This window comes from Thalassoglobus sp. JC818, assembly GCF_040717535.1.
Lineage (GTDB): Bacteria > Planctomycetota > Planctomycetia > Planctomycetales > Planctomycetaceae > Thalassoglobus.
This window is the reverse complement of the sequence record NZ_JBFEFI010000004.1, coordinates 313,130-337,545: the sequence shown is the minus strand read 5'-3', so window position 1 is coordinate 337,545 and position 24,416 is coordinate 313,130. Positions and strand designations below refer to the sequence as shown.

The 24,416-nt window shown below is 52.8% G+C and carries 19 protein-coding genes; 8 read left to right on the top strand and 11 right to left on the bottom strand.

Annotation, left to right across the window (positions count from 1 at the left end; genetic code table 11):
* Window positions 1-14: 14 nt before the first annotated feature.
* From AB1L42_RS12390 to AB1L42_RS12365, 6 genes are all read right to left on the bottom strand, one after another.
* The gene (locus AB1L42_RS12390; RefSeq protein WP_367055583.1) at window positions 15-770 is read right to left on the bottom strand and encodes an ABC transporter ATP-binding protein; all 756 of its coding nucleotides are present in this window, start codon (window positions 768-770) and stop codon (window positions 15-17) included.
* A 303-nt stretch (window positions 771-1,073) separates the two neighbouring features.
* Window positions 1,074-2,438 (bottom strand): ABC transporter permease, encoded by a 1,365-nt coding sequence (locus AB1L42_RS12385; RefSeq protein WP_367055579.1) that lies wholly within the window; start codon window positions 2,436-2,438, stop codon window positions 1,074-1,076.
* Window positions 2,439-2,507: 69 nt separating this feature from the next.
* Window positions 2,508-3,206, bottom strand: a complete 699-nt coding sequence (locus tag AB1L42_RS12380) for an ABC transporter ATP-binding protein (protein WP_367056647.1) — start codon at window positions 3,204-3,206, stop codon at window positions 2,508-2,510.
* Window positions 3,207-3,378: 172 nt separating this feature from the next.
* Window positions 3,379-5,169, bottom strand: a complete 1,791-nt coding sequence (locus tag AB1L42_RS12375) for a hypothetical protein (protein WP_367055576.1) — start codon at window positions 5,167-5,169, stop codon at window positions 3,379-3,381.
* Window positions 5,102-7,798, bottom strand: a complete 2,697-nt coding sequence (locus AB1L42_RS12370; protein ID WP_367055573.1) for a TolC family protein — start codon at window positions 7,796-7,798, stop codon at window positions 5,102-5,104. The genes AB1L42_RS12375 and AB1L42_RS12370 overlap by 68 nt, the downstream gene beginning before the upstream one ends.
* A gap of 3 nt (window positions 7,799-7,801) precedes the next feature.
* Window positions 7,802-8,287, bottom strand: a complete 486-nt coding sequence (locus AB1L42_RS12365) for a MarR family transcriptional regulator (RefSeq protein ID WP_367055570.1) — start codon at window positions 8,285-8,287, stop codon at window positions 7,802-7,804.
* Window positions 8,288-8,688: 401 nt separating this feature from the next.
* Between AB1L42_RS12365 and AB1L42_RS12360 the strand changes: the two genes are divergently transcribed.
* The 3 genes from AB1L42_RS12360 to AB1L42_RS12350 all read left to right on the top strand — a co-directional run bounded on the left by AB1L42_RS12360 (window position 8,689) and on the right by AB1L42_RS12350 (window position 11,552).
* Window positions 8,689-9,018 carry a hypothetical protein gene (locus AB1L42_RS12360; RefSeq protein ID WP_367055567.1) on the top strand — a complete coding sequence of 110 codons (330 nt, stop codon included), beginning with the start codon at window positions 8,689-8,691 and terminating at the stop codon, window positions 9,016-9,018.
* A gap of 288 nt (window positions 9,019-9,306) precedes the next feature.
* Window positions 9,307-10,749 carry a hydroxysqualene dehydroxylase HpnE gene (gene hpnE, locus AB1L42_RS12355; protein ID WP_367055564.1) on the top strand — a complete coding sequence of 481 codons (1,443 nt, stop codon included), beginning with the start codon at window positions 9,307-9,309 and terminating at the stop codon, window positions 10,747-10,749.
* On the top strand, window positions 10,746-11,552 hold the full coding sequence (locus AB1L42_RS12350) for a class I SAM-dependent methyltransferase (protein WP_367055561.1): 807 nt from the start codon (window positions 10,746-10,748) through the stop codon (window positions 11,550-11,552). The genes hpnE and AB1L42_RS12350 overlap by 4 nt, the downstream gene beginning before the upstream one ends.
* Before the next feature lie 86 nt (window positions 11,553-11,638).
* On the opposite strand, the gene AB1L42_RS12345 is transcribed toward AB1L42_RS12350, so the two are convergent.
* A complete protein-coding gene (locus tag AB1L42_RS12345) occupies window positions 11,639-12,316 on the bottom strand; it encodes a response regulator transcription factor (protein ID WP_367055558.1) in 678 nt (225 codons plus the stop codon).
* A 248-nt stretch (window positions 12,317-12,564) separates the two neighbouring features.
* Between AB1L42_RS12345 and AB1L42_RS12340 the strand changes: the two genes are divergently transcribed.
* Window positions 12,565-14,388 carry an AI-2E family transporter gene (locus AB1L42_RS12340; RefSeq protein WP_367055554.1) on the top strand — a complete coding sequence of 608 codons (1,824 nt, stop codon included), beginning with the start codon at window positions 12,565-12,567 and terminating at the stop codon, window positions 14,386-14,388.
* A 77-nt stretch (window positions 14,389-14,465) separates the two neighbouring features.
* On the opposite strand, the gene AB1L42_RS12335 is transcribed toward AB1L42_RS12340, so the two are convergent.
* Complete coding sequence (locus AB1L42_RS12335) at window positions 14,466-14,744, bottom strand: hypothetical protein (RefSeq protein WP_367055552.1); 279 nt, start codon at window positions 14,742-14,744, stop codon at window positions 14,466-14,468.
* Between the two features lie 162 nt (window positions 14,745-14,906).
* Window positions 14,907-15,977 carry a Gfo/Idh/MocA family oxidoreductase gene (locus AB1L42_RS12330; RefSeq protein WP_367055549.1) on the bottom strand — a complete coding sequence of 357 codons (1,071 nt, stop codon included), beginning with the start codon at window positions 15,975-15,977 and terminating at the stop codon, window positions 14,907-14,909.
* A 419-nt stretch (window positions 15,978-16,396) separates the two neighbouring features.
* On the opposite strand from AB1L42_RS12330, the gene AB1L42_RS12325 reads away from it, so the two are divergent.
* The gene (locus AB1L42_RS12325; protein ID WP_367055546.1) at window positions 16,397-17,809 is read left to right on the top strand and encodes a UDPGP type 1 family protein; all 1,413 of its coding nucleotides are present in this window, start codon (window positions 16,397-16,399) and stop codon (window positions 17,807-17,809) included.
* 130 nt (window positions 17,810-17,939) lie between these two features.
* Window positions 17,940-18,443: a thiol peroxidase gene (tpx, locus tag AB1L42_RS12320; protein ID WP_367055542.1), complete on the top strand. Its 504-nt coding sequence runs from the start codon at window positions 17,940-17,942 to the stop codon at window positions 18,441-18,443.
* Window positions 18,444-18,696: 253 nt separating this feature from the next.
* Here tpx and AB1L42_RS12315 read toward each other — a convergent pair whose 3' ends face one another.
* The gene (locus AB1L42_RS12315; RefSeq protein ID WP_367055539.1) at window positions 18,697-20,703 is read right to left on the bottom strand and encodes a M28 family peptidase; all 2,007 of its coding nucleotides are present in this window, start codon (window positions 20,701-20,703) and stop codon (window positions 18,697-18,699) included.
* A 196-nt stretch (window positions 20,704-20,899) separates the two neighbouring features.
* On the opposite strand from AB1L42_RS12315, the gene AB1L42_RS12310 reads away from it, so the two are divergent.
* A complete protein-coding gene (locus AB1L42_RS12310; RefSeq protein ID WP_367055536.1) occupies window positions 20,900-22,078 on the top strand; it encodes an iron-containing alcohol dehydrogenase in 1,179 nt (392 codons plus the stop codon).
* Window positions 22,075-22,995, top strand: a complete 921-nt coding sequence (locus tag AB1L42_RS12305) for a PfkB family carbohydrate kinase (RefSeq protein ID WP_367055533.1) — start codon at window positions 22,075-22,077, stop codon at window positions 22,993-22,995. Before AB1L42_RS12310 ends, AB1L42_RS12305 begins: the two co-directional genes overlap by 4 nt.
* Here AB1L42_RS12305 and AB1L42_RS12300 read toward each other — a convergent pair.
* Window positions 22,968-24,407 (bottom strand): amino acid permease, encoded by a 1,440-nt coding sequence (locus AB1L42_RS12300; protein WP_367055530.1) that lies wholly within the window; start codon window positions 24,405-24,407, stop codon window positions 22,968-22,970. The genes AB1L42_RS12305 and AB1L42_RS12300 overlap by 28 nt on opposite strands.
* Between the last annotated feature and the right edge of the window lie 9 nt (window positions 24,408-24,416).

Below are 24,416 nucleotides of genomic sequence, written 5' to 3'. Positions count from 1 at the left end.
GGGTGGACGATTCGCTATTCAGACAATGATGGAACGAGAGAGGGGGCTTCAGCATCCGTCGCATGGAAGAAGATTTGTTCCAGCGTCATCGAGTTTTGGTGACTGACGAAGGAGTGTTTGAGTTCGTCCAGTGTTCCACAAAATCGCTGCTGTCCATTCTTGAGGATCAGCACGTGCGTACAGAAGTCTTCGACCATGGCGAGCAGGTGCGAACTGATCACAATCGCCGCTCCTTGTTCCGCTCGAACCTGAATGGATTCTTTCAGCTTACGAATTCCGTGTGGATCGAGACCGGTCATCGGTTCATCCAGCAGGATCACTTCCGGTTCGTGGAGATAGCCACAGATGATGGCCAGCTTCTGCCGCATACCGCGTGAAAGGTCTGAAGCACGAGTGCTCTTTTTCGAAGCGAGCTCGAATGTCTCAAGGAGTCGAGCAGCTTTCTCGCTGGCGTTTTCGACGTTGTAAACGCTCGCAGTGAAGGCGAGATGCTGTTCAACCGTCAGGTCAGAGAACAACGGCGGATCGTCAGGAATGTAGCAGAGGCGTTTCTTCGCTTCGATCGGAGCTTGTTCGATGTCATATCCGCAGACGCTGAGGTGTCCGGATGTCGGGACAACCAGACCACAGAGCGATCTCAAGGTCGTGGTCTTTCCAGCTCCGTTGGGGCCGATCAGCCCCAGCACTTCTCCCGGTTTGACGGAAAAGCTGAGTTGGTCAACGGCGAGCAATCCATCGTAGACTTTTCGAAAATCTTGTATCTCGATCACAATACGTCTCGAAAGGGAGGGGCGACGTGGGGGAGTCCCTGATGATCGATTTTGAAACGTCAGCTTCAGTCTGTTCTAGAGGCTTCAACGTTCCGACCGAGGAATTGAGGCTTCATCGAATGAAGTACATTCAGGCGAATGCAGACAAACCGAGGCATTGGGCAGCGACGCAATTTCATGGATCATCAAGTGTTGGAAACCTAGCTGATGTTTCCGCAACCTGAATGTGAAACGTGAAATGCACACACGCGAGCGAGGACTCAATGTCCGGTTGTGACGTATTTGCCGACGAGAGCGGTGAAATCACTCGTGACGGAGTGCTTCAATCGGATCGAGACGAGCAGCCGAGCGGGCTGGATAAACTCCGAAGACGAGCCCGGTTAACACGGAGAATCCAAACGCCACCGGCAGCGACCAGATGGCAATCTGCGGAGTCATATTGAGGAACATCTGACTCATGTCCGACTGCGCGGTTGAGGACTCCATGATGTAGTTTTCGACAATGAACTTGATGAAGCGAAACGCAATGGGAGTTGCCAGGCCGAGAGCCACTCCGATGATTCCGCCTGTTCCGGAGAGCACAATCGTTTCGACGAGGAACTGTTGGGTGATGTCGATTCGCCGCGCACCAAGAGCTCGACGAATTCCAATCTCGCGAGTTCGTTCCGTCACGGTCGCGAGCATGATGTTCATGATGCCGATACCGCCGACGAGCAGACTGATCCCGGCAATCGATCCGAGAACGACGTTAAAGATATTACGCAACTGCTCTGCCTGTTTGAGCAATTCGAGCGGGACGATGACATCGACATCGCCCTTGTCCCCGTGGTTTTTGTCCATGGTTTCGCGAACCATTTCAGCTGTCGCGATGATGACGTCCGGTTCGTCAACAATGTTCGGGTGGTTGATCTTGAGCGTAATCTGATTGTAGACGAGCGACACCGCGCTGAAGCTGCCCGATGTTCGCTTGATAATGGTGTCTTTGTTGTTGATGCGAGACTGGAAGGTGTCCAGCGGCATGTAGAGGTCTTTGTTGTAATCTTGCCCTGACAGACTTCCCCCGATGGCAGCCGATGCTGTTCGCTCTTTGGTTACTCCAATCACTCGATACGCCCGGTTGGAGATCTGGACGGTTTTTCCGAGCGGGTTTTCGAGTGGAAAAAGTCTTGTCGCAGTGTCGGAAGCAATCACGACGACATTGGCCAGCTTTCGCATGTCTTCGTCGGAGAGAAACCGCCCCATCGAGATTTCCAGGTGGTTCATATCCTGATATTCGGGTGTGCAGCCGACGACACGAGGATTCATTTCGAATTCTCGATTTCGAACATTCAACGTCACTTCCCGAACCGGAACGATTCCTTCGAGACGCGGGACAGTTCGTTGCAGCACGCGGAAGTCATCGCGGTTCAACCCGTACCGTTTGATGCTTCCGGAACTGCTGCCGCTGCTGCTGTCTTCTGGAGGCTCAACACTGACGACGATAATGTTGCTCGCCCCGAGCTGCAGAACTTGTTCCTGAGCTTGTTTACTCGCCCCTTCACCGATCGCCAACATGGCAATCACAGAGAAGACCCCAAACACAATCCCCAGCATCGTCAAACCTGACCGCAGTTTTTGCAGCATCAGGCTCTTAAGTGCCATACTAATTGTTCGAAGGAGATTTGGCATGAGGCTTTGAGGGTGAGAAAGTCGGGTTGGCAGGAAGTGTCTCCCCCATAATGAGGAGATCGTGGCAGTTTATCCTTTGAAGATTCCGGTACCCGCAATGAGCCCGTCTTTCATGAAAATCTGATTCTTAGCTTGTTCGGCGACGTCGTCTTCGTGCGTCACCATGATAATGGTTCGCCCTTCAGCATTCAGCATTTTGAGCATTTCCAGAATCTCCTCGCCTGTTTTGGAGTCGAGGTTACCAGTCGGTTCGTCTGCCATGATGATGGCTGGGTCATTGATCAGCGATCGAGCGATGGCGACACGCTGCTGTTGTCCCCCAGAGAGCTGATAGGGGCGGTGGTCGGTTCGCTCGCCGAGACCCACCATTTTGGCGAGTTCGTTACAGCGATCCTGATCTTCCGACGTGATCGCCGGGTAACCCGGACGATAGAGAAGCGGTACTCCGATATTCTCGAGAACCGTGTACTGAGCGATCAGATTGAATGACTGAAAAATGAAGCCAATCAAGCTGTTTCGGATCGCGGACAGCTCATCGTCAGAAAGTGTCGCGACGTTCTTCCCACGCAGGAAATACTCGCCTTTTGTAGGGCGATCGAGTCCCCCGAGGAGGTTGAGCATGGTGCTCTTTCCACTTCCGGAAGAACCCATGATGGCGAGGAAATCCCCTTTGGGGATGTCCAGTGAAACACCGTTGAGCGCTTTCACGACCACAGAACCGAGGTCGTAGTGTTTATGCAAATCGACGAGTTTGGCTGTCAATTCCATCGTGGATTGGTATCTCTCGGGGAAGTCTGTGGGCGACTTCTGGATTGATGGCAAATCGCGACTTGGTTGCCGCTGGATGAAGGCAGGATTTGGATTCGGCAGGACTCGCAGAGAGGACACTCGCTTGTCGGATACTGCGAGCCTGTCAATCCTTATTCAGAAGCGACCGCTATTAACCGGGGCGGCCTGCTGAAAACTCTTCTTTCGAAATCTTGCCGTCTCCGTTTTTATCTAACGTTGAGAAGTTCGATTTCATGCGGTCAGGAGCTTCATCCTCGCTGATTTGCCCGTCTCCGTCTTTATCGAGACGCTGGATGATGGCGGATGGGTCGCCGCCTCCCGGAGGTCCATTTCCTTGAGGACCACCACCACCGGCACCGTTCCCCGGACGGTTTTCGCCACCTTGAGGGCCACGATTCGGCGGACCAGCCTTATCTTCGCTGTTGCCAGCTGGTGAGTCTTCGGTGGCTGCGTCGTCATCTTTCTTCTTGGAGAGTTCTGCTTCCAATTCTCCGATCTCGTCAGCGAACTGGCTGCGAGGATTCATGACAACATTCTCACCTTCTTCAACACCGTCGATGACTTCCACATGGGACTGATTCGAGAGACCAATTTTGACTGATCGTCGTTCGACTGATCCATTCGGTTTCACGATGTAGGCAAATTGCTGGCTAGCCACTGACAAGATGCTCTGAACTGGAACCTGAAGGACTTTCGCCCGATTGTCGACCAGGATTTCGACCTGCGCTGTCAGACCCGGACGAAGTTTCATGATCTTCTCGACCTCGTCTGTCAGGTGAATTTCGGTCGCGTACTCACGAAGATCGGTGTTCGGCCATTGTCCGGCCATTGGGACAGATGAAACGGTCGCGACGACACCGTTGAAGTACTCATCAGGATAAGCATCGATTCGAATCCGAGTGCGAAGCCCTTTGCGAATCGCTCCGATGAGTGACTCGTGGATTCGGCAGTCAACACGCATCTGAGAAACGTCGGGAAGGTTGATGATCGCTTGGCGCTCACGGACGGTTGCCCCTTCTTCGATGTTCACAGGCTCGCTGGAACGGCGGCTGGATGACATGTTCGCGTAAACGACTTCGCCGTTTTGCGGTGCTGTCAGAGTACAAGCTTCGATCTGTTCAAGATTAAGATCAAATTGTTCCTTCTCAACCTGATACGTCAGCTTGGTCGCTTCGACGTCAGTCTCATATTGAGTCAACGACGACTTGGCTTTCAGCTTGACGCGTTCCAGTTCGCGTTCGAACTCTTTAGCGTTCGCCTGAAGCTCAGCGACGGTTCGTTTGCGGGTGTACTCAGTCAAAACCTTGTAAGCTTCTTCCGCACCTTGAAGCTTGAGTTCAGCTTGTTTGACGGCAAGTTTGGCAGCTTCCAGGTCGTCTTGTGTGCGATAACCCTTTTTGACCTGCTCAAGCGTGAAGTCGTAGGACTCTTCGTTTCTCAGCAGCTCTTCTTCAGCAAGTAGAACAGCACCCGCGAGTTCTTTTTCTTCTTTCGGATATTGGCCTTCGATGTAGCTTTCGAGGTCGAGCTTCGCCAGTTCCCATTGCAGTTCCGCAGCTGAAATATCGCTCTCGTTTTGTTTTTCCTGAATCTTCAGTGCTTCCTGCGCCTGCTCCATGGAAGCTTTAGCTTGAGTGACGGTGATCTCCTGCTGCTTCGTCTTCTCACGCAGAACAGAAGAATCCAGCACGCAAAGCACGTCGCCTTTTTCGGCCAGTGTTCCTTCCGGGACAATGCTGATGATTGTCGTTGAACCTTCAACCTGACTTGAGAGCGTGACGTTGCTTCGACTATCGAGGTTTCCCTGCACGCTCAGACTGACGAGGAACGGCCCGCTGACCGCTTTGGTGGTCAGCAGGTTGCTCGGAATTCGGCTACTCGACGACGTCCAGGGGAGGAAGCTGAACAACTCCGGTTTGAGGGTTTTGGCCGCCAAAGCCAAGCCCCCCACTCCCGCCAGGATCAGACCAAGTAGTATCCAGGGCGTTGTTTTGCCGGTTCTCGAAGCCATTTTGGTTCTCACGAAAGGTGTTGTCGATGTTTCGATAGACTTCGTCGTTCCAGATCCCATCGGGACCGATCTCCATGATACCCATATCTCGGTAGATGTTAATTCGATTCTGCTCGTAATTCACCCAGTTTCGAATGAGCTGGTTTTGAGCCGACAGAATCGAGTTCAAGGCACGGGTCAGGTTTTGTCCTTGCAAACCGCTGGATCGGTTTACCGCCGCTCGTGGGTCACGAGGTTCGCTCAGTTCCGCGATGGCACTGTCATATTGCAGGGCTGCAATTCGAAGACCGACTCGAGACGTTTCCAGGTTCTGGCGAAGAACTCTTAGCTGTCGCCAGGCACGTCTCACATCTTCCTTAACAAGGTCTTCAGCTAGCATATAGTCCCGACGGGCTCGTTGGTAGGCGACGAGCACACGTCGATAGGCATTTCGTTCATCAATTTGATCGAGTGGAGTATCGAAGGCGAGTGAAGCACTCAGGACTCCAGTATCGTCACGGAAGTCAAACGGATCCTTTCCGCCTGGATCTGTCGAGATACTTCCATCAATTCCAACGTCCAGCACTCCTCGGAGTGCGTTGGCCACAACTTCCACACGACGCCGTGCGTCCATGACTTCAGCACGAGCATTCATGAGGTCCAGGCGATTTTCCACAGCTAACTGAGTCGCTTGCTGCAGTGACAAGTCAAACGGAGCCACATTGATCAGCTCGACTCGTGCACTCACCTGCGGAACAGCGGCAGCTTGAATCACCGTTAAAAGTTCCTGCCGAATTTTATTCAACTCGGCGGGCACAGTCACGAGGACATCTTCTGCCGGATTGCTATTCAACGTCGCGAGCAGCCTGTCCATCAACTGGCGAATTGCCTGGAAGTTGCTCTCCGAATTTCGGAAATCTTCTTTTGATTTTGCGTAATCGGACTGTAATCGGCTGCGAAGCTCAGGAGTCTCAGCGGCTGCGAGTCGATCATCAATTCGCTCATCAAGAGTTTGCATATCCTGACGAACTGTTTCCAGAACGTTTTGCATCGACTCGTCGATGAGGTTCGAAAGGGCTGTCGCCGCTTCCTTCAGGTCTTCCAGAGGAATTGCCTGTCCTTCAGCCGTATTGAGTTCCAACTCCTCGAAGAGGACGTCGACGAACTCTTCGACCGCGTTTTCCTGATCGGTCAGCCGATCGTCGATCACCTCGAATGGACTCAATAGGGATTCATCGAGTGTGATTTCGATGTCAGGTGGCAAACCCAGAAAGATCTTGAACGAATCCAAACCGTCCTGGTAAGAACGCTCCAGAGAACGCAAGTTGTTGATCGAATTCGTCAGATCGAACTGCAGTTGCAAGACATCGAGGGGGCTTGATGGAGTGGGAAGTCGATTCACGAGGTCGTCGATTTTGAGTTGAAACCCCTCTCCCGGCACAAGGTTTCGCAGAATTTGCTCTTCTTCTGCAGACATTGTTCCACGCCAGAAGAATCTTCCCAAGCGATAAGTCAGCTTTCCTTTGAGTTCATCCGGGACGACAAACTCGTTCTCCGGCCCAAGATCACCAATTTCCACACGAATCTGGATGTCGCTTGAATCGCTGGTCGCCAGCAGGGTTTCGACCTGTTTCGTCAGTCGAACAATGTTTCCCTGTTCGTTGCGAATCGACTGAATCGATTGGGCAAGCGAGAGATACTGGCTAACGATGTCTGAGAACAGGATCTTGCGGAATCGGGCAAGATCACGAGCTTGATACAACAGGTCACGTTCAGATTGCGTCAAAGCTTCGAGGTTGACCTTTCGACCAGCCCCATTGAACAGAGGCTGCAAAATCGAGAACGACAGTGTCGAAATCGACGAAGTCTGGCTTCCGTTTCCGAATGACCAGATCGTCGTATTTGCAAGCTCAGTCGCGAGTTGCGTTCCCCACGGAAGTGATTGACTGATTCCGATACTGTTGACACCGAATCGGCCGAATCCGCCTCCGTTGTCAAGAGATTGCGTGATGACACCATTCGGTTCGAGATATCGAATCCCCAGTTGGTACCGCTCGAACGTTACCGTAAGTGCAGTTAGAAAGAGGTTTTCCAGCTGAGTCTGATAGTCGCGGTTTTGGATCTGAGCCAGTTCCACAGACTGGGTGAGAGTCATGTCCTCGATCTTTGGAACGGGAGCGATGTATTCCCCCGTTTCCGGATCGATCATTTCCACAGTCTGGCCAAACTGTGCGAGCCACTGTGGATTCTCCACAGTCATCAAGTCACCGAACTTATGCCAGCACTTGTAGCCTTCCCAACCGTCAACCCAGTGCATGTAAACATGCGCGGCGGGATCGTCCGGAGGCAGTGGCTCACAGTCCGGATCGTAAGGATCATAGAATCGACTTCGCGGATCGGGATCGATGTCGATTCGAGGCAGCGCCCAACGTTCGTTGGTGAGGTGCTCCGTGATCGCTGTGTAGGAATCAACGTCGGCCTGTTGACGCCAGAATGTCCTCGAACATCCGACTGAAGACGCTAACAATGCAGTCCCGAGAACGTATCGAGACCAGTTCTTCCAACGCTTCATATGAGACATGAGTTACGCTGCCCTCCTGGCTGCGTCAGCGGCCTGATCTTGGTGCTGAATTGTTTGGGTGATCCGCGCGAAAGTTGAATTCAGTTGAGCGAGCTCGTCGTCAGACAGAACTTGTTGCAACCTGACTAGTACCTCGTCATCCACTTCGTGAATCTGACGGACGAGGTCGCTTCCAGATGGCGTCAGGTTGAGCCGTGTTTTCCGACGATCAATTTCAAGACGTGATCTCTTCACCAGCCCTTCGCGTCGCAAGCGTTCAATCAGTGTGCAAAGCGTCGACTCAGAGAGGCACAAGTCTTCTGCGAGTTCTGACTGCGTCCAGTTCAAGGACTGCCGGTCTCCAATTTCCCTCAGGACCGCAGCTGCATTCAGCGTGATGTTGAGACGTGTCTGATAGCCATGCGAAAGTGCATGCTTGAAACGCTCGACAAATCGGAGCACTGTTCCGATCTCGATTCGCTGTCGTTGGTCATGTTGAGCTAAATTCATCCGCGCTCGCCTCGTTTCGCAATCGCGATTCTTCCACAGTGGATAGTTCGGATTGGAATGATTCGCAGGGTCAGCGAAACGTGGGAGATTTCCGAATTTGACGGTTTTTCGGATTTCTGAATCCCGAACTTCCCCAATCACATTTGCTCTTGTGAAGATTCGTTCAAGTTTTTGCGCCCGTTCTGCCATCAAATCCGGCACAATCGTTCCGAGCTGAATCCGTTCTGCAGTTTTTACAATCACTTGCCCGATCCCGATTTGCCTAATTTCCCTAATGCTGCATCTTTCACATGAAGGAATGTCTCTCGTGTTTCGTACTGTCGGTCTCTGGGATGATCTGGATGGCACCTTCTTCCCGACGGTACTAACCCCTCAAGCGGCAATGCGTTAGGAGTTTTGGAATGACGGACGACTTAATGGGACTGGCAGAAGCCAAAGTGGATCGACGACGTGCAGACCGACGCGTCAGTGCTGAGCGACGCAATACTCAGGACGACTTCGATGGTGACGATCGACGTGCCGCGGATCGCCGAAACGGTGAGCGACGCAGACAGATCGACCCCACCACCTGCGAGCGAGACTACAAGCCGGACGAAATCGAATTCATGAAGGCTATGGACGACTACAAACGTCGAAGCAATCGTCAGTTCCCAACCTGGAGTGAGGTTCTCGAAGTGATTCGCGACCTCGGCTACCGAAAAGTTGCCGCTCCATCGAGAACATACGAGTAAAAAACAAATGACGGACGATCATCTTTCCTCCGGATGATCCGACAATTGCGTTTCAAGCCCACCTGCGAATCAGGTGGGCTTTTTCATTTCGTGAATGTCGTTCTTCCCGGCATTTGGCCTGCGGGAGAGAACTCGCTATCACTACACCGTTCAGTCAAGACCTTCACGACGAGGTGCGACTCCACTCAGCGAACTGAGTGGACGACCGCAGCACTCACAAAATGATTTCGAGTTGGAGCTCAACTCTCGAGTGCGTGAACGGAATCTGTAGATCAAGAGAGCTAGGTTGTGTCCGATTCGGGGAGTGTTGTCAGAAGCACAAGGGTTGCTGTCATTGGAGGAGGACTGGCCGGCATCGCTGCCGCAGCCACTCTCGCCCGGGAAGGATTTCAGACGACACTCTACGAGTCACGAAAGACACTCGGAGGCCGGGCTGGCTCTTATCTTGATCGTCAGTCAGGCGAAGAGATCGACAACTGCCAGCACGTCAGCATGGGATGTTGCACGAACCTGCAGGCCTTCTGCGAGATGCTGGGATTGGAAGAGTTCTTCTCAGAAGAGCGAGAACTCGTCTTCATTGGCCCTGACAATTCTCAAACCACCTTCGGCGAAAGTTTCTTACCCGCTCCGTTCCACCTCACATCTTCATTTAAGAAGTTGCCCTACCTCTCGTGGAAAGAGAAGCGAGAATTCGCTTCGGGGATTCGAGCTCTTTCGAAGACTGATCCCGCACAACTTTCAGGAGTCAGCTTCGAATCCTGGTTAAAACAGCATGGACAATCGGATAGCGTGATCCAGCGTGTCTGGCATGTTGTTCTCGTGAGTGCGTTGAGCGAGTCGATTTCCCGGATTGATGCAAGGTACGCTCAGAAGGTTTTCTTCGATGGATTCCTGTCGAATCGACAAGGCTGGCGGGTGCTTATCCCGAATCGTTCTCTCGCGGAAATCTATTCGAGCGCTGCTCGAGAACGAATGAACGAGTTCGGACTCAACGTGGAACTGAATACGCGACTCGATGAACTGCAGGGAAATCAAAAACAGGTTGAAGTTGCAAAGTTCCGCAACCGCGAACAACTCGTTGAAGCGGACGAATTCATCCTCGCTGTACCACCTCATCAGATTGGAAAATTGGTTTCATCGGAAGTGGCTTCAGGGCTTCCCGTTGAACAGTTCGAGCAAATTGAAACCGCGCCGATAACTTCCGTGCATTTGTGGTTTGATCGAGAGATCACTCCAATGCGACACGCCGTTCTGGTTGATCGCGTCGGGCAGTGGCTCTTCAATCGACAAGATCTCACCGAACAGGCGGGTGACGATGTTCACCGCTATCAGGTGGTCGTCAGCGACAGCCGAAATTTTGATGCGAAGAGCAGTGACGAAATCATCAGCACGGTCGTGGATGAACTGAAAGAGATCTGGCCAGCAACAAAATCAGCCAAGATTGTTCACTCGCGTGTGATCACGGAACGGCGGGCAGTTTTCTCTGCAGTTCCCGGCATCGATTCGCTTCGTCCGCAGCAATCGACCGCGGTCGACAACCTGTTTCTCGCTGGAGATTGGACCCAAACCGGATGGCCAGCCACGATGGAAGGCGCAGTTCGCAGCGGATTTCTGGCCGCCGAATCATTGCTGCGAAAATATGGGGTCGATCGAAGTGTCGTCGTTGATGATCTCCCGGTCTCTCGACTGTCGCGATGGATCTTTGGCAACAGCCCAAGAAGAAGCTCATGAAAGAACAAGAAGCAAATCGTCGCGCCTGGGATCGACTGGCCCGCGAAAACAGTCAGTTCGCACGGACAGCGACGGATGAAGAATGTGCCCAGCCACTGTTAGCACTCGATCGGCGAGGATGGCTGCCGGGATCGGTACGTGGTCTTGATGTGTTGTGTCTCGCTTCTGGTGGAGGCTGGCAGTCGATTCTCTACGCAGCTGCGGGAGCAAATGTGACCGTGGTCGATCTCAGTCCGGAAATGCTGAACCGAGATGTCGTTCAAGCGAAAGCGAGGAAGCTTTCCGTGAAGACGATTTGTGCTTCCATGGACGACTTGAGCGAATTGTCAGATGGCAGCTTCGACATCGTTCATCATCCCGTCAGCACTTGCTACATCAGGAATTTACTCGACGTTTATGCGGAAGTTGGCCGCGTCCTTCGACCGGGCGGGCTCTATATCAGTCAACACAAACAACCGACGAGCTTACAGATCGTGGAACGCGATCACCGCAATCGTTACGTGGTCGGCGTCTCGTACTATCACAGCGGAGAGCTTCCAGCCGTTCCGGATACTGCTTACCGCGAACCGGGAGCTGTGGAATATCTCCATCGATGGGAAGATCTCGTTGGTGGGTTATGTCGGGCTGGCTTTGTGATCGAAGACCTTTCCGAACCTCGACGCGGAAACCCGAAAGCATCTCCGGGAGACTTCCGGCACCGGGGCATGTTTGTCGCTCCTTATGTGCGGATTAAGGCCCGTCGACAAAGTCCGGAACGGCAAGTCGCCGATGCTCCGACACTTTGGACTCCGGAATCGTCCTGAACGAATTCTGCAGCTGTGAACGCAATGTTCTCTTTTTGCGAGTGTGCACTTTCAATCAGAGATTGTGCTGAGATTGCTGGCGTCGTTCAGGCAGGCATGAGACCTTCACGAATCGCGAAGCGGGCGAGTTCCACGCGATCGTGAATTCCGAGCTTTTGCATGATGCGATACTTGTGACTTTCAATTGCTCGTTCGGAAAGAGTCATCGTTTTCGCGACTTCTTTCACACTCTCTCCTCGAACAAGGTGACGCAGAACTTGGAGCTGTCTCAGGGTCAATGTGCTCAGATAGGACTGCGATTTGACTTGGTATTCGCCGGTTTCCGGGCTGTATTCGAGTCGTTCGAGGACTCGCTCCGAGAAGTACTGATCACCGTTGATGATCGACAGGCAACCGTTGATGATGCGATTGGTTGGGTCTGTCTTCAATGCGTAACCGGCAACTCCGATCTTGAGTGCGAGATCGAGAAAAACGTCGGTGATGTAGTTCGTCAGAAAAGCCAGGCGCGTTGCTGGCAGCCGTGATTGAATGTGCTCAGCGACGGCCGTCGCCCCGCGTCCAGGAAGTTCAATTTCCATGATCACCAAGTCCGGCTGCCGTTCGAGAATTTCGAAGAAGGCACGATCCGAATCACCGAGACTGGCAACCACTTCGAATTGATTCGTCGCGTGAAGTCTTTCCGTGAGCGCCTCGACGACGATCGGATGCGGGTCGACGAGGATCACCTGATGTGGGCGGCTTCGGTTGGTATTCTTTGTGGACATGGGTGTCGATCGTTTCTATTGGCGTTGGAGTGCCTGGAGAAGTGACATCAACGGACATCATCATGATGTGTTGTTGGCTGGATGAAGTGAAGTTTGACGGCGGTCGGTTGTGGAGTGAACGTCTGAATACATACTCCTGATATTTCGTACCATTTCAAATTCTGCGGAGTCAATCACATTCTGTGAAAAGTGTGATTCAGGAGCCGGACCCGATTGCGGTCTTATTTTGCAAAATGGCCAGAGCCGAAATGCTTTGGCACGCGGTAAATCGTCTCGAGGTAACCGCTTATGTCTTAGCGGCTCAAATCGCTTGCCGTGAAGTGCGTGTTTTGACTGCACTCCGCGGAAGACGACGGAAACTCCTCGGGCAGTCAGAGTTTTCCAAACAATTCAAACTCGACTCGGGCGATGACTTCGAAGACGTTTCCTTGTCGAAGCGGGCAATGAGAACTTATCCTCCTCCCGCGATAGAAGAGCGAACATTCGGAATTCAGGAGGGCAAGTGGATGGCTTCGATGCGACGAAAAGTTTCCTTGGGGATCATCCTGCTGCTGATCGTCGCTTTCGGGATCGCTCTATTTAAAGTCGTTGCTCCTTTCTTCCTCCCGCTGTTTCTGGCCGGGATGACGGCGGTCGTCTGCCAGCCGTTGTTTCGATATTTCCTGATGCGGACCAGTGACCGAGAGCAGGTCGCAGCTGGACTCACGACAGGTGTGATTCTGGCAGCGATTCTCATCCCGCTAGTGACCGCGATTCTTATTGGCTCCCTGCAGCTTTACGTTCTGGCAGCCCATCTGGTCGACGATCAACGTCTCCTCGAGATCTTGCGAGGTGATGAAACCGTTCAGGTGGACATTAGCCTGGCCGAACAAGTCGCAGCAGACGACGATCCCGCGACCGTTGAGGGCAGTGAAGAGGTCTCACCCGAGACGAGTGAGGCTCAAGACGATGAGAATGAAACTGCTCCAAGTGACGGGGCGCCGTCGGTTTCGAATTCTGAATCGACAGATGAAGACGCAGCCAAAGAAACTGCGACTCCTCCCACAATTCAAGAGACTGTGACGAAGATCGGCACGACAGTCGGGAGCGATGTGAAGTTGCCAGCTGGAGCTGGTTCGCCGATCGCCCGACCAGCCAGAGATTCGTTCTTCGATCGGGCTGTAGCTTGGGGAAATTCGTGGCTTCCGCCTCAGATGAAGAGAAGTCCGGAATCGGTCGCTGAGGAAATCCGACATCGCGTCTGGGTTTCGATTCAGGATTTGGGGAATCGTTCACTCGGACGTGCTGCTGGCACGACCTTTGGAGTCGTGACGGAAATTCTCGGTGTTCTGGTCTCTGCCTGCATCGGAATTTTGATGTTCACCGTCGCGTTGTATTACTTCCTCTCCGACGGCAGCAGCTTGATCGAAGCGGGCGAGTCGCTCATTCCAGTCCACGCGAAGTACCAGCGGCAACTCATGGAGCAGTTCGCACTGGTCGTCAGGTCCGTTGTGGTCGCCACGTTCCTGGCTGCATTCGCTCAAGGTTTGGCGACCACCCTCGCACTGTGGGTTCTGGGCTTTCCACACATCGTGATTCTCTTTCTGCTGGCGACGTTTTCGGCTCTCGTTCCGATGCTGGGGACGTGGCTCGTCTGGCTTCCCTGTGCAATTGCTTTGTTCAGCGGAGGTCATTGGATTCAGGGAATTCTACTGACGGTTTATGGTGCCGTTTTTGTCGGTTTTCTCGACAACGTTATTCGAACGTACCTGTTGAACAGCGACACAAAACTGCATCCGCTGCTGGCATTCATCAGCATCCTTGGCGGACTTCAAACGATGGGACTCTGGGGAGTCTTCATCGGGCCAATCATTGCTTCCTGTCTGCACGCCTTGATCAAGATCTTCAATCACGAGTTGGTGGAACTCAATCAAGAGAACGAGACTCTTGGATTGAAAAAGAAAGAGGCGGTGGCAAGTACCGGTTCCGCGAAGGCAAAGCTGCCTGATGAGAAGGGAACGTCGCAGCTTAAAGAAACACCTGCGAAAGATGGAGGCTCGTCCGGAACTGATTCTCCGGAATCGAAGTCGTGATCTTAATTTCGATTGCCTGCATGCTTCACAAGGCGATCAAAGAGTCTGCTTGAGCGAAGAGGGGACTCCCGCAACATTCAATTAAGAGGCGGTTCAAACTCGTTCTTTTGGATCGAAACTTCTTCCGGATGTTCCAGCACGAGGTTTGCCGATTGACCGCTGACCGACATCAGTTGAAAAGAGACGTTGTAGCAAACGTTGACAATCTGATGACGCTGAAGACTGACTTTTGTCTCGCGACCGCCTGAGAGCTTTCGCATCGAAAAGATAATCGACCGCGCGTCAGCGTAAATGAGAACAAGTTGAACATCTTCGATCAGAAGAGATTGTCCAACATCACAGGTGAGTACAAGCATAACCGAGGCACCAACCTGATCATCAATTGGTGGTTGATCCAATCAGGTCTTCAAAACGCGTCCACGGTCAACTCAAAATGATCACTGTGCCAACAGCTTGCCGAACTGATCCTCCAGCGAGATCGGAGATCAGTCGGCAATCCCTGCGTTAACAGAGTGTAACTACTTCGGTCGCTGTGGATCGCCTGCCAATGGGAGATCGATGCGCTGACCTTCCCAAGACGACTGGTAAATGGCGAGGATCAATTCGACGCTCTTGCGTCCTTCGTATCCGTCGATTTGAGGTGTCCGATCCTCCTGGACAGCTTTGATGAAATCTTCGAATTGTTTCTGGTGACCGATGAAGGAAATCGCCTTCGGATCGGCGGCTCCGCCGGATGTCGCACTGGATGCTCCGCACTCTTCCAGGATCTTCGCATCTTCTGGGCGAGACTCTTCGAAGTCCCAGACGAGAATCGAGTCCTGCTCAATAACGGCGGACCCTTTTGTTCCGTGGATTTCGGTTTTCTTGAGCAATCCCGGAAACGCGGAAGTCGTCGCTTCGAGGTTTCCAATCGCTCCGTTCTTGAATCGAACGACAGCCGAACCAACGTCTTCAACTTCGATACGTTCATGCGCCAGCGTGGCTGTCATCCCGATGACTTGCGACACGTCACCCATAAACCAGTACAAAAGGTCAACGTTGTGGATCGCCTGATTCATGAATGCCCCACCGCCATCGAGCTTCCATGTGCCGCGCCATCCGCCGCTGTCGTAATATTCCTGGCTTCGCCACCATTTGACGAAGGTATCTCCCAGCGTGAGGGTTCCAAAGCGACCTTCTTCGATGGCTTTCTTGAGAGCCTGATTCGCCGGGCTGAAGCGAGAAGGCAGGATGCTTCCCAGCTTCACGCCAGATTCTTCACAGGCCTGAATGATCTGATCACATCGAGAGAGTGTAATTTCAAGTGGCTTCTCAACGAGAACGTGTTTGCCTGCTTTCGCAGCAGCAACCGCTGGATCGAGATGGGCACCGCTTGGAGTACAGATCGTGACAACCTGCACATCAGGATTCGCGAGCATCTCGTCGAGATCGGTGTAGGCCTGACAGCTGTTCTCTTCTGCGAATGAATTGGCGCGATCACCGACCATATCGAAGCAGGCAACAAGCACTGCATCGGGAATCGCTGCAATCGCTTGAGCATGGAACTGAGCAATCATGCCAGTTCCGACAATTCCGAACCCAATTGACATCTGCGGTCGATCTCCTGAACGGATGAGTGGATTGATTTTGATCTAAGATGGAGGCTTCGTTCATCTCAGCAGGTCGAATGAACCCCGTCAACGGAGGCAGTCGACAATTCTGTGATCAGTTGCGGAGAAGTTTGCGGATCGGCATGTTGTTCGCTCCCAGCAAAGTTCTAGAAACTGTTGAGAATCCAGAGCCATTCGTCCAGACTGATGCGATGGACAACAAACATCAGCAAGCCGGGCACAACTCTTCGAAATGTGACAGCGAGTGATCTCAGCGTGTTGAAAAACGTGTGAAGAAAGAGAGCTGCCAGGCGATCTGTACAGCATGGTTTCTGGAGGTTGTGCGGTCTGTGTGATCGCTCATAAATCATCAAAACATTGGTATCCGCTCATCCGAGCCAAGACGAGAGATTAATTCGATGGAAACGCCTGAAACAATCGTCTCTAAACTGAGATCGTATGATCAGGAACATCTACTGAAATTCTGGAATGAGCTTTCCGAACAGCAGCAGCAGCAGTTGCTCAAGCAGATTGAATCGATTGATTTCGACCTCATCGCTTCGTTGATCAAACAACGTGATGAGTCGCAAGGCGAAACCGTTTCCGTCGGACGAATTGAAAGGGCTCAATCGCCAGCTCAACTGGTGCGTTTGTCCGATTCTCCAGAATCTCAAGAAGCCTGGAAGAAGGCAGAGAAACGCGGAAACGAACTGCTTGAACAAGGCAAAGTGGGAGCGATTCTGGTCGCTGGCGGGCAGGGGAGTCGACTCGGCTTCGACGATCCGAAAGGGATGTTTCCCATCGGTCCGGTCAGCGGTCGGACTCTTTTCCAAGTAATGTGCGAGCAACTTGTTGCGAGGTCTCGTCGACACGGCAAACCAATTCCATATTTCATTATGACGAGTGAAGCGACTCACGAGCCGACCGTCGAGTTCTTCAAAAAAAATAACTTCTTCGGGATGGGAGAAGAGAACGTTTTCTTCTTTCAACAGTCTTCGCTGCCAGCGGTCGAACATGATTCTTCTCGAATTCATCTCGCTGAGAAGGGGAGAGTGGCCACGAGCCCGGATGGCCATGGTGGTATGCTGCGGGCGCTCGACAAACATGAACTCCTGCAGGTGATGCGTGATCGTGGAATTGAGCATCTGTATTACCATCAGGTCGACAACCCGACAGCCATTTTGTGTGACCCGGTGATGCTGGGATTTCATGATTTGCACGAGTCCGATTTGACAACGAAGGTGGTCGAGAAAGTCTCCCCCGATGAGAAGATGGGTGTGCTGGTAACGATCGATGGTCAGACCGAAATCATCGAATACAGCGACCTCACTCCTGAGCAGGCGCGCATGAAGGATGAAGACGGGAACTATGTGTTCTGGGCTGGCAACACCGCGATCCATGTCTTTCGGCGAACCTTCATCGAGCGTCTTCTGGAAGATGAGTTTTCTCTGCCGTTCCATATTGCTCACAAGAAAGTGCCTTGTGTCGATTCGTCCGGAGAGCCAGTCGATCCAGACACGCCGAATGCTCACAAGTTCGAGCAATTCATCTTCGATGCGCTTCCCAAGGCCAAGGTTGCACTTGTTGTGGAAGGAGTTCGCAGCAGGGAGTTCAACCCTGTCAAAAACGCGGAAGGGAATGACTCGCCTGAATCATCCCGCAAAGCCCTTCAGGAGATCACGCGAAACTGGGTGGAGAAGGCAGGGGGCAAAGTCAATTCAGGTGCGACGGTCGAAGTCTCTCCGTTGTTTGCTCTCGATGAGAATGAACTCGCTTCCAAAGTCGATCCCGGACGTGAATTCCACGAAGACACCGTTCTCGCTCCGCAGTAATGACTGCTCATCTCGGAGTTATTGATCTGCGAATTCTGACATCTCACCATTCCCGGTTGCTGGTCGCCGAATTCGGAATCCGCAATACTCAGGGAAGCCGTTGTCCACCAACACATTGAGGAATAAAAGCATGGCGAACGTCACCCTTAAGGGAAATCCTGTCACACTTGCTGGTAGTGAACTGAAAGCAGGAGATTCCGCACCCGATTTCAAATTGCAGGACAATGGATTGCAGGAAGTCACACTGCAAGACAGTGCTGGCAAGACCCGCATCATCGCGACTGTTCCATCTTTGGATACAGGCGTCTGTCATGCTGAGACCAAGCGATTCAATGACGAAGCCGTTTCGCTCGAGAACGTGGAAATCCTCGTTGTCAGCACAGACTTGCCGTTCGGGCAGAAACGCTGGTGCGGAGCTGAAAACGTCGACAAGGTGAAATGTTTGAGCGATCACCGAACTGTCGAATTCGGCAAAGCGTACGGAGTGTTGATCGACGGTGGCGGACTTGACCGCTGCCTGTGCCGGGCGATTTTCGTTGTCGATGGAGACGGAAAACTGAAGCACGTTGAGTACTGCTCAGAAATCGCCGAACACCCGAACTACGATGCTGCTCTCGACGCTGCCCGAAGCTAGAGCAAGTTGCTCTGTCCTGTGCACTCGCTTGCACTGTTTCATAAGTTAAAACGCTGTGCGTGCTCGTGGGAGATTGTGCACACCAAATCAGAAAAGGCTCTAAGTACTTTTAAGTTCGGACGAGCAATCATTTGACGTATTCAGGAAAACAAGAGGCTTCAGGTTCGACACTGCGTCGAGTCTGAAGCTTCTTTCATTGAACGACACGATTTCCTGTTTGGCGGATCAGTTGATTGTCGCGACAATGGTGCGATCAATTCTTAGGTGTGGCCAGCGTCACTTTGAGAGGGATGCGTTCTTCCCCCCTTAAGACAACGACGTCGATTTGATCGCCCGGTTCTAACTCTCGTAGCGCGAGGTCGAAGTCATCGAGTCCTCCAATTTTCTTACCTGCCATTTCGATGATGACGTCTCCTCCCTTCAGTCCACCTTCATCAGCTGGGCTGCCGGGAGCGACTCCGGAGATGGCATATCCGCGCGTCTCCTCACTGAAGTCGGGGATGCTTCCGAAGTAGGGGCGACTTCCGGTTCTGGTCAGTGCAGCCGATCCAGCGATCTCGATGTAATCCGGGCGTTCTTCTAGCTCCGCAGTCGCCACGACGAGTTCTTCGAGAAGCGACAGCGTTCGTGACATCCCGGAGATGTTTAACTTGTCCCAGTCATCGCTAGGGCGGTGGTAGTCGTCATGAATGCCAGTGAACAGGTGCAGCACGGGAATCTGTTTTCCGTAGAAAGCTGCGTGATCGCTCGGTCCGAAGCCTTCAGGCTTCTTCACCAATTCGAGATCGACTCTCTCAGCTCCGGCGTCAAGCATTGATTCCCAAACTGAGGATGTTCCCGAACCGAAGACGGTCAGCTTGTCGTCGACAAGTCGGCCGATCATGTCCATATTGAACATCGCAACCGTTTTCTCCAGCGGAAACAAAGGGTTCGCGACGTATTCATACGCACCCAAAAGTCCGCGTTCCTCGCCATTGAACGCGATGAAGACAACGCGACGCGGAAGCGGCTGTTTCCGTTGTCCCAGGCGTCGAGCCAATTCCAGTAGTCCCGCCGTTCCGGAGGCATTGTCGTCAGCTCCGTTATGAATCTCTTTCGATTCTGGCATCAGAGATCCCTCTCCCCCACGACCGAGATGATCGAAGTGGGCACCAATGACAATCGTCTCGTCGGAATTTGGGCCTTCTCCTTCGAGGACGCCGACAACGTTTCGAACGGGAACACGAATGATCTCGAGGTTGGATTCAGCGGCGATCTCGCACTCCGGCAGGGGTTGGCTGGCAGGCTCTCCGGTCTCGTCAATCTGTTGTTCAAGTTCAACGAGCGACTTGCCAATTGCTGCTTTCAGAATTTTGTTGCATGCATTTTTCGAAATGTGAAAAGCAGGCAACGACTTTCCCGAGCGTGTCCCGCCGTAGCCGAATTCCATGAGTGGATCATCGTCGAGTTCGCTGAGGAGTTTCTCCAGTTGTCGAAGGTGAACTTTCGCATCCTTCGCTTCCTGAGTGGTTTCGTCACTGAGTTCTTTCAATTTTTCCTGTGCAGCTTTGAGCTTTTCCTCCAGTTGTTCTCTTTTGGAACGAGCCGTAAAAGTATCACTGACGAAGAGAACAGCACCTGCACCGCGGCTGAATGCCTGACTGAGTTTTGTGGTGAGGGCAGCGTGACGAGAAATCCCGTGGCCGACAGCGAACGGACCATGGGGATTCGACTGGAATGGGTTTCGACGAACGATGATGACCGTCTTGTCTTTGACATCGAGATCGTCGAAGTCGTTGTATTCCAGGTCTTCAGCGACGATTCCGTAGCCCGCGAAAACGATGTCGCCACTGACCTTTCCCGTTCCTCCAAACGAGCAGACTTCGAAGTCTTCACCTTGCTTCAATTCGAGCACCTCGCCACCGGGCAGCGTCACTTCGATAAAGTTGTTTTCACCGAGCCGAGCTCCGTCGTTGATGTCAAACTCTTGAAATGCATCGCCGCCTGCGGTTGTGACGTCGAGTCCCGATTCCCGAAATGACTCAGCGATGAACTCAGCCGCTTTCTTCAGTCCTTCGGTCCCGACACCCCGGCCTTCCCACTCATCCGAGGAGAGTTGCTTCACGTCATTTAAGAGACGCTCGTCGGATGTTGGACTGTCACTCTCTGCGACTGCTTCGAGAGTCATCATGGTTAGAGCGAAGATGAGCCCCGAGATCACGGACACAGATGGAGACAAATCGTGGAAGAGTCGACGGCGTGCGAACTTGGAAGTTGTCATTAGCGAACGATATCCATCAAAGTCAGGAGGGAAAGTACTTGAACGATTCTTGAGGAGCACAAATTCGTTTCGAGCCGGTGCTTCAGGAATTCTTCAAGATTCCGATCGGTCAGGCAGTCTGATTCTATGCCATGCGGGGGAATCTGAGTATGTTGCAGAACTGAAGATCACGTCAACCGATTGAAATTGAGAGCTTGTGAATTCGCTTATGGACTTTCAACTTCTCCTTCCGCCGAGGGTGCATTTCGGATGGGGTGCTCGCAAAGATTTGGGACATCTGACCGCGACTGTCGGGCATCGCATTTGTCTCATTGCTGGCTCGCGTGCCCTTCAGAAATCAACGCTTTGGGAAGAGATGACTACGAACCTGAAAGAGCATCAGGTGGAAGTCGTGTCTCAGGTTGAGATTCATCGCGAACCGACTGTCGAAGACGTCGATGAGACAGTTCGAGAGATCACCGGTCGGAAGCCGTTTCCGGATTGTGTTCTAGCGATTGGTGGAGGGGCTGCCATCGATCTCGGTAAAGCAGCGTCTGCCATGCTGACCAATTCAAAAGGGAGAAGCGTTCGAGAATTTCTCGAAGGAGTGGGGACAGGAGCACAACTGGAGGAAGCCCCACTCCCGCTGGTCGCTGTACCGACGACTTCCGGGACCGGCACAGAAGCGACGAAAAACGCAGTGATCTCTGTATCTGAACCAGCTTGCAAGAAGAGCCTTCGTTCTGAGCAGATGGTTCCAAGAGTTGTTGTCGTCGATCCGGAACTCACTGTGTCATTGCCTCAGTCGACGACCGCAACATCGGGAATGGATGCGCTCACGCAACTCATCGAGAGTTACACCAGTTGTCGAGCCAATGTGTTCACGCAGTCGCTGTGTCTGGACGGTCTGCGTGACGGATTCTCAAGTCTCGAAGTCGCATACCGCGACGGTCAAAATCGAGAAGCACGAACAGCGATGAGTTATGCCGCACTTCTTTCAGGAATGGCTTTGGCCAACTCCGGATTGGGGATGGCACATGGCGTTGCAGCTGCACTCGGAGCTGTTTGCGGAATTTCGCACGGACTTGCATGTGCGGTGATGTTGCCGGTCGCCATGAGAAGCAATCGTAAAGTTGCGCTCAGCCGATATGCACACATTGGACGGACGGTGCTTCCTGATGTTACAGGGACAGACGACGAAGTGACTGATGCATTGATCAAACGTGTGGACTCGTTGTTGGCTGAACTCTCGATTTCGACACGCCTGCGAGATTACGGGGTTCGAGAAGACCAGCTTCCGGAGATTGCCATCGGGTCTCGTGGGAACAGTCTTTCCGGGAATCCGCGTCCAATCGAAACTGAAGAGCTTCAAAAAATACTGGAGAAGTGCTGGTGATCTTTGTAGCTGGCCTGTCACCTGCGTGGCAGCAGATCATGGAATTCGAAAAGTGCCGCTGGGGAGAAGTCAATCGCGCTCGATCAGTGAACTGGTGTGCTTCGGGAAAGGTGCTGAACGTCGCCATTGCTGTTCATCATCTCGGCGCAGACACGACAGTCGCGACAGCAGTTGGAGGACCATCGGGAGCGGCGATCGAAGACGAGTTTGACAGCTTCGGGATTCGCAAGATTCTCCTCGATGCCGGATCTCCAACTCGTGTTTGCACAACGCTTCTCGAAGACTCAGGAGTGACCACCGAGTTAGTCGAGAACACAGCGGGAATGCCGCTCGAAACGATCGAAGAATTCCACGATCAGTATCGAACCTATTCCTCAGTTGCCACTGTTGCAGTCCTGACTGGTTCCATGCCATCGGGAGTGGGCGATGACTTTTACGCACGGCTCATTCAGCAGATTCCGACGGAAACAATTCTGGACTTTCGAGGCCCCGGTCTGCTGAACTGCCTTCCGTGGGGACCGTTTCTCGTGAAGCCGAATCGAGAGGAACTGAGTCAAACATTACAGCGACCGCTCAACGATGAAGCCGAATTGATTTCCGCGATGCGCGAACTAAACAAGCGAGGTGCGCAAGCTGTCGTCGTCAGTGATGGACCGAAATCTCTGTATGTCACCACGGATGATCATCAGCTTCGTTTCATTCCTCCGCAGGTCGAAGTCGTGAACCCGATTGGCTGTGGAGACTGCCTAGCAGCGGGAATCGCGACAGCTCGTTGTGACGGAGCCAGCTTGATCGATGCTGTTCGATTTGGCATGGGAGCGGCAGCGATGAACGCCGGAATGCTGCTTCCGGGGCGTCTTGATCGAGAAGCCGTTTCTGAACTGGCCGATCAGGTTGAGGTCGAAGAAGTCCGTTGAGAGACATTTCGTGTGAATGAAACGATGACTCCGATGATGAGGACAGGCAGACTCAACAGCGTGAGTTCTTTCGCGTAATCAAGACTCTTCCAAAGCATGAAAATCGCGGAAGCCACAAACAGCAGCGGTGGCAACGGGTAGAGCGGAACACGGAATGGACGTTCACGCTCCCCATCTTTCACGCGAAGCACAATCACAGAAAGTCCCGACAGAGCGAAGAAAATCCAGAAAACAGGCGCTGTGGCTGCGACGAGCATTTCGAATCCGCCATCAAAGTTGTCCCATTGAGGCTGCGGTAAGTGCAGGGAATCGATGCACAACGTCGTGATTCGCTGACCAGTGTTCGTCCCGACAGCAAGAACGAGAAGCAGAGTGATGCTTGTCGTCGTGACGATCGAACGAACAGGAACGCGCCGAGCATTCCACTCGTTCCACTTCCTGAAGAGTGGATAGTCGCGACCGACGGCAGACAGCAGACGCGATGAAGAAAACAGCATTCCATGAACAGCTCCGAGTGCGGACAGCATCACCAAGCAACTCATGACGATCCCTCCCGGGGCTCCCAAGGCCGACTCGACCACATCTGTCGCTGGGATTGCGGAGTTCCTGACTCCTTCAACTCCTAGAACTTTGACGAAAGCCACATTCAAACCGAGATACAGGACCGCAATGAGTGTGAGTCCAATCAACAGCGCTCTCGGCATGTTGCGCTGGTAGTCTTTCACCTCTGATGTAACCATCGCAGCATCATTCCATCCGCCGTACGCATAAAGCACAAAAACTAACGCGAGGCCGATATTGGAACCTGATTCCGAAACTGAAGTCTCGGTGAGGTTCGCAGGGGCAGTCAAAAACAACCCGATCACCAGGATCGAACCGAGCGAAACAATTTTTGTCAGACTGAGTAAGTTCTGAACCAGCTTGCCGATGTGAACGCCTCTCAAGTGAATTCCTGCGAGAAGGCACAGCGCGCCGCTCGCCAGCATCGCTTCTGTCCCTGCGAGTCGACCATCCAGGCCGACGGCATAATCGGCGAACACGAAAGCCATCGCTCCGATGCTGCCTGTGAGAATGACGGTCAATTGCATCCACGCGAAGAGGAATCCAGTTCTCGCACCGAATGCCCGCGACAGATAAACGAACTCTCCACCTAAAAACGGATACGTCGTCGCTAACTCGCAATAGCACAGTGCACCGCAGAATGCCGACGCTGCTCCCAATCCCCACAAGAGCATGGCCGTCCCCGCATCGGGGGAAAATTTAAAGACAAGCGGCGGGCTCTTAAAGATTGCTGTACCAACCACAATTCCAACGAGTAAACCGACCACATCCCAGACTCCCAACGTTTGAGGAATCGAAGATCGGTCCATGTTGGATTCGGAAAGTGGAGGATCAGAGTTGGGAGCGCTCAATGGAGTCAC